Raw genomic sequence first — 12,989 nt, forward strand, 5'->3', positions numbered from 1 at the left:
CCCAAACCTGTACAATTTTCACACACCTTTGTAAACTAAAGTTAATCGACAGTCCTAGACATAGGTACACAATACCAATTACTATAAAGCGCTAAATAGTTTGCATTCTCATAATGAAGAAACTAACTCGCTCACTTTGTATTAAAATGATTGCTAGAAGCGTGTGCGAATGGCAGCCATGTCTTTAAGTCAGCTCATTGATATTAAAAGGATGATAATAAAATGAGAAAAATATTCGTGTTGTCTGTGCTGACGGTGGCACTGTGTGGTTGTAAAAGCCTTGTCGAAAAAGGGCATAACTTATTTGAAGCGGGGATGTATTCACAATCAGCTGAATATTATGAGCAAGCACTGGTTGAAGATCCGCACAATATTGATGCGCAAAAAGGACTCCTACAGGCCCGCAATAAAATATTAGATAAAGGTTTGATTGACGTTCGAATGCTGCGTTTAGGGGGTAATCCGACTGGCGCGGCAATGAAATTAGAATCACTATTGCGTAACCAAATTGAATGGCAAATAGAGCCTCTTGGGCCCATCGCTAATACACAAAACGAAGAAATTGAATATGCTACATTATGGTTGAAGCAGCGCGCCGAACAATTGGGCCAGTCTCGATTTCCAGATCAGTTCCGCTTTTTTGAACATCGCTATTCGTTTTTAATCGGCAACGCGCAACTGCATAACCAATTTGCGATATATCGTGCACCATTGCAAAACAAGGCACATGCCCTGTGTACTCGCATGTTCACACAGGCAAATAACGCGCGTTTTTATTTACGCCAATTTACTGAAAAATACTGTATGGCATGGGATCTGCCACAAAGCTTTACTCCGATGACCCAAGATCCAAGCCGCTATTCGAGCATTACACTGACACCGCGATTCAAAGTAAACTTGCATCGTACCAGTCGACAGGCGAATTCGTTACAGACTGCCTCTTCTGAACTAAAGCAAATATTCAGAGAAAGCTTGTGGTATAGCCCAGTTGGTCAACAGACTTTTAGGCTCAAATTTGATGCCAGATTAGAGCACATTAGAGACGCTAAGCTGGTCAACCGTCAGAAGCACTTTACCATTGTTGAAGAGCGTCGCAATCCAAACGACCCCTCGGACAAACTCGATGTCGAAGTAAAAAAAGCCTACAACTACCCTGTCACCGAATTTACCGAGCAATTTAGTGTCGACGCAAAATACGAGGGTATCATTGCAGCTCAACCTATAGAGTTTCGAGTGGATGAAAGTCAAACCCACTATACACAAAGCCACCAAGCGGATTTTCCACAACTCAAAATCAAACCTGTGAAAGCAATTTTTTTAGATGTTGACTCTAAGTTAGATACACAACTAGATGCACTACAGCAAGATTTTAAGTCACAACTAGATCGTATCTGGGTCGAAACTCATTGCAATGGCTTGATCGGTGCGCACTATGGTGAATACATTCTGCGCTGTGGCAAAATTTCTCCACAGCATGAATTTGTAAACAGCTGGTTCAAAAAACAATTCGGTTTAACCTACTACGAAATGGCATCACTGTATGCGCTTTAGCGTTGTTTTTCATCGCCAGCTAAGCAATAAGGTTGTGCGATCGGCTTGCCTTGTTGATAAAATTCGCTGGGCTTGCCTTTGCCAAGTAAACGCCAGAGCGCTATTTTTAATGCTAAATGCACAACGACACGCTTATGGGACCACTGACCCTTAATTTCGGCAGGTATTTCAGCATTGGCAAACTTACAGAAAACGCTGCCAATAGGTGGCCCAACGGTCTCGTTTAGATCCTCTTCAATACAACCTTTCAACAGTCCTACTAAAGGCCAACGTGCATTCACGGTATTTCCCAACGGTGTATTGCAACATGCAGCAAACCAGCGGTGAACACCGCCTTTTGTCACCGTAAGGCAAGCTATTTGCTGTTTTCCTTGGTGCACCTCAAGTTGTGATGAACTGACTTGAAAAACGTCTGAACCGCCATACTCATTGAGCATTTGATTTTGACCAAGGTGCCTTACAAATTTCTGGCAATCATCACAATAACAAACCACACGATTGTGAAATAGCCGACTTCCATAAGATATGGTGCCACGCACTTTGGAGCAGCGACACCTAAAATTCATACATTTACCCATACAGTACAGTTCCCTTATTCACAATAGCCACAATAAGATAAATATCATGCCGTTCTCTCTTATCCTATCACCCCTTTAAAACACAATAAAATACCTACGGGGCTTGGCGTTGGCGGAGCTTCATGCTAGTTTTCTGCAAAACAAAATAAATTTGGGAATTACTATGCCAAAGGCCAGTGAAATAAAAAAACATGCGGCGATTGAATACAATGGTCGAGTTATGATTGTGCGCGATATAGAACGTTCGGTACCGCAAGGTCGTGCAGGTGGTAGCCTTTACCGCATGCGTATGTACGATGTCGTAAACAACGGCAAAGTAGATGAAACATTTAAAGCTGAAGAAATGCTAAAACTAGCAGATCTAACTCGCCGCCCTGCAATGTTTTCATACGTAGATGGCGAAGAGTATGTATTTATGGATGAAGAGGACTACACACCTTATCACCTAAATAAAGAAGCTATTTCCGAGCAGGTATTGTTCATTAACGAAGATACTAAAGGCCTATCTGTGGTTGTCGTTGAAGGCAGCCCGGTATCAATTGATTTACCGTCAAGTGTAGAACTTGTGATTGAAGAAACATCCCCCTCTATCAAGGGTGCTTCAGCCAGTGCACGTACTAAACCAGCCACACTGACCACGGGGCTAATTGTACAAGTTCCGGAGCACATCTCTACAGGTGATAAAATCAAAATTAATACCACTGAAGTTAAATTCATGGGTCGTGCGGAAAGCTAATACCGCTTGAACACAATACTAAAAGCCGGATAACCCGGCTTTTTTACTACCTCTTAGACCTCTCCTGTTACTAAGTTCTTAGCTAAAGTTTAGAAGTTAAAATAATACTTTGAATTGCTGCAATTTTGTGCCAATAATAAATGGAACGTTCCAAATAAAAACAATCAAGATAATGGGAGTTAGTCATGAGAAGATTTGCACTGTGTGCTCTAGCACTTGCTATTCAATCAACGTCAATACACGCACATTCAGGACATACACATCAACACACTCAACAAACTGAACTCAATGAGTGGCAAGATAAAATAAGTTATAAAAAAGGCCAGCGAGTTACCTACCAAGGCGCCGTATACCAGGCTAAATGGTGGTCAGAAGGAGATTTACCAGCAACCAATACATCGGGCGCTTGGCAGTTTGTGCAATTCATGAATGGCGAAGGTGAGGTATCTAACCCTTGGTTGCACGCACAAGTTTATACAAAGGGACAAGTGGTTGCGTACAAGGGAGAGATTTTCAAGGCTAAGTGGTGGACATTAAACGAAGTACCGGGTGCAAGCCAAGTATGGGAGAAAATAGCGCACGACAAAAAGAACGATCCAATTTCACAAATGAGTTTAATTGGCCACAATATTATTCTGAATGAGCAAAAAGCAGAATCACCAGCCGGTGAATCCCTAAACAATGCATTTGATGGCGACCCTCGTACCAAATACGTGACGCTCAAACCACAAGGCTGGATACAAGTATCGCTAGCGCAGCCACAAAGCCTTACCCAATATCAGTTTACCTCTGCAAATGACGCACCAGGTCGAGATCCTCACAACTGGACGCTAAAAGGTTCCAACGACGGTGAAAACTGGCAGACAATAGATCAGCGTAACGAGCAAGTATTCAGCAAACGCTTCGAGCAAAAAACCTATCAATTGTCCGAAGAGCAGCCATACCAACATTACCGTTTTGAGTTAACACATAAAGGCACCGATGACTGGGGCTACGACCTTTTGCAAATTGCCGAACTAGACTTGTTTACAAATACACAATTGCCAATTGCCGGAATAACAAGTGACTCCAATACCGTATTTGTTGGTGAAATCATTGAGTTTCAAGATGCTAGCCTCAATCAACCAAATAGTTTTGAATGGCAATTTGAACAGGGTATCCCCGCTGCTAGTTTAGCAAAAAACCCGCTTGTCTCATTCAAGACTCCAGGCGTCAAAAATATTGAACTGACGACATACAACTGGCATGGTCAAAGTGAACTAGTGACTCAACAGGTGAAGGTCGTCGACCCAGCAAACCCTTGGCAAGGATTCGATTATCCAGAAATAAAATTTGCTCACGAAGATACTCAAAGCGAAGGATATAAGCGCATTCATAGACTCTTTCCTGATTTGGAAAAAACCATCAATGACGTAACGCTACAGGTCAATCAATATTTATATAAACACTATGGTGAGTCACCTGAATTTGATTCAGTCACATTTAGCTTGAAGTGGATGGACACCTTAGCTTATCGGGCAGGCTCTGGCCGTAATATGGAAATCGCATTCAGTACAAAATACATCACAGAGTCACTGGCCAATGCCAGCGATGAGGAAGTGATCTACGAGTTGCTCGGGGTTTTTTGGCACGAGCTTGTACATGGCTACCAACACTTCCCAACAGGGGCAATGGCTGATGGCAATGAAGCACATGCCATCATTGAGGGCATCGCTGATCTGGTGAGGATCCGAGCAGGCTTTCATGCGACACGTAGCCCTTCACCTTCGAAAAACTGGCTCGGTGGCTATACCAATACAGGTTTCTTTTTATCTTGGATACAAGATAACTACGACGATGACTTCACCTACAAAATAAACCAAATGGTACTGGCTAGCCAAAAAGAAGGTTGGGAATGGACTCTTGAAGAGGCGATCAAGCGCATTTTAAATCAAGATATCAATATTTTATGGCAAAAATATCAAGCGACTTTAGGCGCTGCTCCCGAAGCACCAGCCATTCCTGATGAGCAACTAAGTTTGATAACTTTGGGCGGTGAGGCAAGCGCTACCGCAGTGCCTGCTGACCCTATCTATGACGTTACGAACGCCTTCGATGGCGATCGCTATACTAAATACCTCACTTTAAACGCACATTCAGAAATCACCTTTTCTACTTTTGGTGCTGGGCAGCTGGAGGCGTATCGCTTAACCGTTGGCGAAAATCAACCTAGCAGAGACCCTAGTAGTTGGACTTTATACGGGTCCCCTGATGGTACTAATTGGCACCAAATAGACACGCAAGCACATCAGGTATTTGAACAGAGATTGGAAACTCGGGAGTTTAGCGTTGAGCCAACTCAAAGTTTCAAGCATTTTAAATTTAACTTCACTAACAGTGGTAGCCAAAGTAATGGCCAGTCCTTATTTCAAATCGCAGAGATCGATTTGTTAGCCGATAAAACAACCGCCACGTTACCAGTCACACTTGAAAACTTTGTTTTACTCGGTGGGGAAGCCAGTGCTGAACACGAAGGGTTTAGTCAATGGGGAGAGGGCTACCAAAGTGCCTTTGACGGTGATCGCAGCAACAAGTATGTCGCGCTAACCAAACAAGGTTGGTTACAATTCAACACAACACAGCCACGCACTTTAAAGGCATACAGTATCACCAGTGGCAATGACGCTCCGGAACGAGATCCGGCGCAGTGGACTGTGTCAGGTTCCAATGACGGCGTTCAATGGCACACACTGGATTCTCGTCAATCACAACAGTTTGAGTCACGTAATCAAACAAAAACCTTCCGCATTGAAAACGATACTGCATACTCTCAATTTCGCATTGAGCTAACGCATACCGCCACCGATGCAAATGGTAACGATTTATTACAACTATCTGAAATCGAACTGTTTAGTGCTAAATAGATGGCATATCTAGGACAAGGTGCTCGTGTACCTTGTCCTCTCTGTATGTAACCCCCCTTCCTCATTAGCCATCGACCCCCCCTACTCCGACGCTAAACTTTTCAGCTTTGACTATACGCGACACGGCGTAAAAACTTGAGAAATTACGCTAGCCATCATATGATCCTTATTTGCACAATGAATGGATAGTTTGACGGACTGTAACAGGTATATATGGATATCAGGATAGATGAAAACCAGTAAGCTCAGTATCAGGTTACTTTGGTACATCACACCGCTTGTGATTTTGCCTTTGTTATTTCTCGGTGGCTTTACACTGACCAATGTAACTAGCTCAACGCAAAAGCAAGCAAAGCTCATTGTCAGCCGCTTTGTCGAGCAACAGCAGCAGAAAATGTTCAACTACATGGAAATCTATCAGTCAACGACCAAACTGCTGTCCACCTCGCCTGTACTAAGTGACTTTTTACTGACTCCCCCAGACGAAAAGCAAGTAAAAACGAAACGCCTAGGTGCGTTGATGGATGTATTTGCAAGCTACAGTGAAGCCTATCCAGATATTCTCAGCATTAACTTAGTTGATGCAGAAGGCAATAGCCACGCCTTCTATTCGAGCAATCTGAGCTTTGCACCTGACGATTATCCTTTTTTTGACCAAGTGCTTAAAAGCAACTTGCGCCAACAACAATATATGCTGCCAGCGAAAGATGACGGTACTCAGCTCTATTTTGTGCAACAAATTTACAGTGTAAATTTTCACCTCAAAAGGCCTCAGCGCCAAGGCTATATCATAGTTCGAGTAGCCCCTTCTATTATCAGCAGTAGCATATTAGAAGCCCCCTACGACAACACATTGAACCTGCTGGTATCTGCACAAGGTGAAGTACTTTTCTCTTCAGATGGGCAATTTTCTTCTAGTTATTTAAGCGATGAGGAAATGGCACAAATAAGCTCATTAGCTGACAGAGGTAAGCTCGACTCTATTGTTTTACCTTCCGTAGATGGACTGAAGCGCATGACCTACAGTGCGCAGTTAAGTGGTGGGTATTACTATATATCGACAATACCTAAGAGCATTCTTTATCAATCGGGCAAAGCTATTAGCCTTATCACTGCACTCATTGTGATCCTCTCTGTAGTAACACTACCTGTGCTCATCTTCATTGTGGTGCGTAATCTCTTACTCACCCCTATAGAACTGCTTGGCGAAGCCAGTCACCGAGTTGGTGATGGCGATTTATCTGTGTATCTACCTGCCCATGATGATGATGAAGTTGGCACATTATTCGATGACTTCAATCACATGGTTAAACAAATCAGAGACTTCCAAGGTGAATTAGAAGATTACAAACTCCACCTTGAAGAAAAAGTAGAGAACAGAACACGCGCTTTGGAAGAAATGAATCAACAGCTTGAGGTTGCAATAAAAGAAGCTGAGCAAGCAAACCAGCTCAAAAGCCGATTTTTAGCCAATATGAGTCATGAGATACGTACGCCTTTAACCGCGATTATGGGGTTCACAGAACAGCTATTGCACAACCCAAATGCAAAAAATGCAGATCTGCACTTAGACACCATTTTGAGAAACTCTAAGCACCTATTAGAGTTAATTAATAATATTCTCGATTTATCCAAAATCGAAGCTGAAAAACTCGCCGTTGAGCAAAACGAAATTGAGTTTTTGCCGCTGCTAAAAGACATTGAGTCGATTATTCAGCCCCTTGCCGAAGAAAAGCAATTAGAGTTAACGCTTGACTACGCATTTCCACTGCCCAAAGTCCTCAACAGCGATGAAACCCGTCTTAAACAAATCTTACTCAATATTGCCAGCAATGCCGTCAAGTTTACTGAACACGGCTTTATCTCTATTGGGATTGATTTTCATACCCAAAGTGACCAGTTTGTATTTGTTGTCAAAGATACGGGTATTGGTATGTCTCAAAGTGAGATGGAGCGTGTGTTTAAGCCTTTTGAACAGGCCGATACCACCACCACTAGACGTTTTGGAGGCACGGGACTAGGACTATGTATTTCCAAAAATCTTGCGCAATTGTTAGGTGGAGATGTCCAAGTAAACAGTGAACAAGGCAATGGCAGTACGTTTACAATCACCATCTCTGCTAATCACGCAAGCCAAGAAATTCAATGGATTGACTGTGACTCATATATTCACAATCAAACCAGCAACTCACAAAAACTCGCTGAAACCCAGTTAGAAGCAACTATTTTGTTAGCCGAGGATAACAAGGATAACCAAGAGTTGATCTCCTTACTATTAAGTTCTTGGGGTCTGGTTCCAGACATCGCTAATAATGGCGCTCAAGCCGTGGAGATGTCATTGATCAACGATTACGACTTAATCTTGATGGACATGCAAATGCCCGTTATGGGTGGATTGGAAGCCACTGAGATGCTCAGACACGCAGCCTATGACGGCCCTATTGTTGCCTTGACTGCCAACATTATGAAGCATGACATAGACACCTACCTTGCCGCTGGGTGTAACGCTACACTCGGAAAACCAATCGACAGGGAAAAGCTTGGGGCGGTGTTACTGGAGTTTCTCGAGCTGGCAAACGACAACGCGTCTAAATGGAATAATTTACTCAAAAGCGAAAAGTTCCTACAGATCAGCCAAAATTATTTAGAAAAATTGCCCGAGCAGCTAGAGCTGGTTGAATCTCTTTATCAGAATCAAGAGTGGGAATCGCTTCGTGCGCTCGCTCATAGCCTTAAAGGCAGCGCGGGCTGTTTTGGGTTTAGTAATATTCACAGTGCCGCTGGAGAGCTTGAAAGCAGCCTACAAGAGAATAACAAAGCACAGTGGCAATACACAACGCTACAGCTTACGCAGGCGATCCGATACACATTAGAAAACGAAGACGTGCAACTACAAGCCGTAAAATAAAAGGCCTACGATATTACTTTTAAAATTCTAAGCCCATTAAAACCGCATCTTCTCTTCCCAACTCAGCAGGGTAGTAGTTTTTTCGCGTTCCCATAATGTTCAGGCCTACTTTTTTATAAAGTGCAATGGCTGCTTGGTTAGATGCTCGTACTTCTAGAAATAAGTTTTCAGCTTGCTCATCGCGACATTGCTGAATTAACGCTTGCATAAGCTCTGTCGCTATCCCCTGCCCCTGATGCTTTGGATCAACACAAATATTCATCAAGGTATAGTCTGGCCCTGCTCGCTCTGCAATAAAGTAACCGACCAACCCCAGCTCTGAATCTCGGCATGCATTAAAATATCGTCCGCCGATACAAGAGGTCAGGGTTTTTTCGCTCCACGGGTGGCTGTGACACGCATTTTCAATCCGCATGATATCTGCTATTGGAAATTTGGCTAACGCCTCGCTACGTAGATACTGCATGATATATCACTTGCCATAATTGTTGTTTTTGCGTCGCGGTTAGGTGTTCATTCGGTAGAGTGAGTGTTGTACCGTGCAGTGCAATTGATTCCCCAAAGATCACCTCTAAATTCTCACAGTTCAACGCAAGCGCGACATCTTCCGCCAAACGCACAGGCAATACCAAAGGAACAGAAACACTGTTGGCATCATTTGACGCTGTGAGTGTGTCATATTGCGCTTTAAGTTTGAGTGGTGTTAAACCAAGTAATTGAGCATGTATCGGGTGCATGGTAAAAATACTTTTTTATTGAGTCTAAATGGAAGTATTAAAAGAATCAATTAAGTGGGTAAAGTAAGAAGTGGCAGGGGCGGCAGGACTCGAACCCGCAACCATCGGTTTTGGAGACCGCTGTTCTACCAATTGGAACTACGCCCCTGCAATGTCGACGCATTATAAAGAGCTTTTAGAAAAGGTAAAGAGGAAAAATGCATTTTTTTGTTTGTTTGCGTCATTTATAAACAAAAAGGCGAATATTTACCATATTCGCCTTTTTTTCATTCAATTAGCGAGCGCTAATTTAAATTATTCCCACTCGATAGTTGCAGGTGGTTTACCTGAAATATCATAAACAACGCGAGAAATACCATCGATTTCGTTGATGATGCGGTTTGAAACATGGCCTAGGAAGTCATAAGGCAGCTGTGACCAACGCGCTGTCATAAAGTCAATTGTTTCTACACAACGAAGTGATACTACCCAATCGTATTTACGAGCATCACCCATTACGCCTACAGATTTGACCGGAAGGAATACTGTGAATGCTTGAGATACTTTGTGGTATAGCTCAGCTTTGTGTAACTCTTCAATGAAGATAGCATCTGCACGACGAAGTAAATCACAGTATTCTTTCTTGATTTCACCGAGTACACGCACACCTAAACCAGGACCCGGGAATGGGTGACGGTATAACATGTCGTAAGGTAAGCCAAGCTCTAGGCCAATCTTACGTACTTCATCTTTAAACAGCTCGCGAAGTGGTTCTACTAGACCCATTTCCATATCGTCAGGCAGACCACCTACATTGTGGTGCGACTTGATCACGTGCGCCTTACCTGTTTTAGACGCTGCTGACTCGATTACATCTGGGTAAATTGTGCCTTGCGCCAACCATTTAGCATTTTTTAACTTTTTAGATTCAGCGTCGAATACGTCAATGAAAGTATGACCAATTGCTTTGCGCTTATCTTCAGGATCAGAAAGACCTGCTAGGTCATTTAGGAACTGCTCTTCAGCATCCACTTTGATGATATTCAGGCCGAACTTATCACCAAACATTTCCATTACTTGCTGACCTTCGTTTAAACGAAGTAAACCGTTATCAACAAATACACATGTTAGCTTCTTGCCAATTGCACGGTGGATAAGCATTGCCACTACTGATGAGTCAACACCACCAGATAGACCTAAAATAACTTCGTCATCACCTACTTTTTCTTTGATACGCTCTACCGCATCTTCAATGATCTGCGACGGCGTCCATAGCTTTTCACAACCACAGATATCAATTGCAAAACGCTCTAACAAACGTGTACCTTGCTGTGTATGCGTTACTTCTGGGTGGAACTGTACGCCGTAGAATCGCTTTTCTTCCCAAGACATTGCCGCGTGTGGACACGTGTCAGTTTTTGCACTTGTTACAAACGTTTCTGGAATTTCAATAACTTTATCGCCGTGGCTCATCCATACGTCAAGCTGACCAACGCCATCTTCGATATGATCTTCAATCGCTTCGAATAGTGCACAGTTACCGACTTTTTCAACTTTCGCGTAACCAAACTCTTTCTTATCAGAGCTATGTACTTTACCGCCAAGCTGCATTGCCATTGTTTGCATACCGTAACAAACACCAAGTACAGGTACACCCGCTTCGAATACATATTCTGGGGCGCGCGGGCTGTTTTCTTCTGTTGTCGACTCTGGACCACCAGACAGGATGATGCCCTGAGGGTTGAATTCACGGATCTGCTCTTCCGTTACATCCCAAGCCCAAAGTTCACAGTAAACGCCAATCTCACGTACACGACGTGCAATTAACTGCGTGTATTGAGAACCGAAGTCTAAGATCAAAATACGGGAATCATGGATGTCTTTGCTCATTGATAATCTCGTTAGTTAGGAAACGATAAAATTAGTAAAGCACAGCTAACCTGCTTTACCAGAATTAAAAAGGGCTAGCTGCTGCTAGCCCTGACAATTTTGCGGGCTCAACACTCGTTGGCCGGCTTAACCTAAGCGATAGTTAGGCGCTTCTTTGGTGATCTGTACATCATGCACGTGAGACTCACCCATACCTGCTGAAGTAACACGTACAAACTCAGGTTTAACGTTAAGCTCAGCAATCGTCGCACAACCAGTTAAGCCCATTGCACTACGGATCCCACCAATTTGTTGGTGAATAATGGCAGCAATTGGCCCCTTGTATGCGACACGACCTTCAATACCTTCAGGTACTAACTTGTCAGCTTGATTGCTCTTCTGGAAGTAACGATCTGAAGAACCATCTTTCTGGTTCATCGCACCGAGTGATCCCATGCCACGGTATGACTTGTAGTAACGGCCTTGATACAGTTCAACTTCACCCGGCGACTCTTCAGTACCTGCAAGCATTGAACCAACCATGACACAAGCCGCACCGGCAACAAGTGCTTTAACAATGTCACCCGAAAAACGAATACCACCGTCGGCAATAACTGGAATATTGCGGTCTTTAAGTGCTTCAACTGCATCTGATATTGCAGTGATTTGTGGTACACCACAGCCAGTAACAATACGTGTTGTACAAATTGAACCTGGGCCAATACCAACTTTAACTGCATTAGCACCTGCGTCAGCAAGTGCCAGTGCACCAGCGCCTGTTGCAACGTTACCCGCAACAATTTGTAACTCAGGGTAAGCTGCGCGTGTTTCTTTAACGCGGTCAATTACACCTTGAGAGTGACCATGAGACGTGTCAATCAATAAGATATCCACGCCCGCTTCAACCAATGCTGCAATACGCTCATCAGTACCAGCACCAACACCCACAGCGGCGCCTACACGTAAACGACCTTGTGCGTCTTTACATGCATTCGGTTTTTCTTGCGCTTTTTGATAATCTTTTACTGTGATCATGCCTTTCAGTGCAAATGCATCATCAACGACTAAGATTTTTTCGATACGGTGCTCATGCATTAGACCAAGAATTTCTTCACGGCCTGCGCCTTCTTTTACAGTAACTAGATCAGCTTTTTTTGTCATAACTGAAGAAACAGGCTTATCTAGTTGAGTTTCAAAACGCATATCGCGGCTAGTCACAATACCTTCTAGTTGGTTATCAGCACCAACTACAGGGAAACCTGAAAAACCTTTTTCATCAGCAAGTGCGATCGTTTCAGCAATCGTTTTATCTGCTGTAACCGTCACAGGGAAAGTAACAATACCGGCTTCGTAAGTTTTTACTTTACGAACATTGTCAGCTTGCTCTTCGATGGTCATGTTTTTGTGAATAAAGCCAATGCCGCCTTCTTGCGCTAGGGCAATCGCTAAGCGTGCTTCAGTTACTGTGTCCATTGACGCAGAAACAAGTGGCAGATTAAGCTCGATATCGCGTGTCAGACGAGTTTTCAAACTCGCTGTGTGCGGTAGAACAGTTGAATGAGCGGGTACTAAAAGTACGTCGTCAAAAGTTAGGGCTTCTTTTGCAATTCTTAGCATGTGTGCGGCTTCTCTCAAGTGAATTCTGAGTATAAGGAATTGCGTGCGCATTTTATCAGCGTTCCTTATGCGAGTAAACAAAATTTAGCAAAAAATGTGCTAAAGTGTCTG

At 43.4% G+C, this 12,989-nt stretch carries 9 protein-coding genes and 1 tRNA gene; 4 read left to right on the forward strand and 6 right to left on the reverse strand.

The features are described from left to right. Positions 1–222 precede the first annotated feature (222 nt). Entirely contained in the window at positions 223–1,551 is a 1,329-nt protein-coding gene (locus J8M00_RS15485) for a hypothetical protein (RefSeq protein WP_211011429.1), read from the forward strand. Here J8M00_RS15485 and J8M00_RS15490 read toward each other — a convergent pair. Next, a complete protein-coding gene (locus J8M00_RS15490) occupies positions 1,548–2,117 on the reverse strand; it encodes a DUF6151 family protein (RefSeq protein WP_211011430.1) in 570 nt (189 codons plus the stop codon). The genes J8M00_RS15485 and J8M00_RS15490 overlap by 4 nt on opposite strands. A 175-nt stretch (positions 2,118–2,292) precedes the next feature. Here J8M00_RS15490 and efpL point away from each other — a divergent pair, with 175 nt between their 5' ends. The 3 genes from efpL (at position 2,293) to J8M00_RS15505 (ending at position 8,676) form a co-directional block, all read left to right on the forward strand. Then, entirely contained in the window at positions 2,293–2,865 is a 573-nt protein-coding gene (gene efpL / locus J8M00_RS15495; protein ID WP_211011431.1) for an elongation factor P-like protein EfpL, read from the forward strand. A gap of 185 nt (positions 2,866–3,050) precedes the next feature. Then, positions 3,051–5,768: a basic secretory protein-like protein gene (locus tag J8M00_RS15500; RefSeq protein WP_211011432.1), complete on the forward strand. Its 2,718-nt coding sequence runs from the start codon at positions 3,051–3,053 to the stop codon at positions 5,766–5,768. 229 nt (positions 5,769–5,997) lie between these two features. Next, positions 5,998–8,676, forward strand: a complete 2,679-nt coding sequence (locus J8M00_RS15505; RefSeq protein ID WP_211011433.1) for a hybrid sensor histidine kinase/response regulator — start codon at positions 5,998–6,000, stop codon at positions 8,674–8,676. 19 nt (positions 8,677–8,695) lie between these two features. Here the strand turns inward: J8M00_RS15505 and rimI are convergent, their stop codons facing one another. From rimI to guaB, 5 genes are all read right to left on the reverse strand, one after another. Continuing rightward, positions 8,696–9,142 (reverse strand): ribosomal protein S18-alanine N-acetyltransferase, encoded by a 447-nt coding sequence (rimI, locus tag J8M00_RS15510; protein WP_211011434.1) that lies wholly within the window; start codon positions 9,140–9,142, stop codon positions 8,696–8,698. Further along, a complete protein-coding gene (locus J8M00_RS15515; protein ID WP_211011435.1) occupies positions 9,126–9,413 on the reverse strand; it encodes a hypothetical protein in 288 nt (95 codons plus the stop codon). Before J8M00_RS15515 ends, rimI begins: the two co-directional genes overlap by 17 nt. A 71-nt stretch (positions 9,414–9,484) precedes the next feature. After that, positions 9,485–9,561, reverse strand: a tRNA-Trp gene (locus tag J8M00_RS15520). 146 nt (positions 9,562–9,707) lie between these two features. Further along, the gene (gene guaA / locus J8M00_RS15525; protein ID WP_023400782.1) at positions 9,708–11,282 is read right to left on the reverse strand and encodes a glutamine-hydrolyzing GMP synthase; all 1,575 of its coding nucleotides are present in this window, start codon (positions 11,280–11,282) and stop codon (positions 9,708–9,710) included. Positions 11,283–11,408: 126 nt separating this feature from the next. Further along, a complete protein-coding gene (gene guaB, locus J8M00_RS15530; protein ID WP_211011472.1) occupies positions 11,409–12,878 on the reverse strand; it encodes an IMP dehydrogenase in 1,470 nt (489 codons plus the stop codon). Positions 12,879–12,989: the final 111 nt, after the last annotated feature.

Source organism: Pseudoalteromonas luteoviolacea (assembly GCF_018100925.1).
GTDB lineage: Bacteria > Pseudomonadota > Gammaproteobacteria > Enterobacterales > Alteromonadaceae > Pseudoalteromonas > Pseudoalteromonas obscura.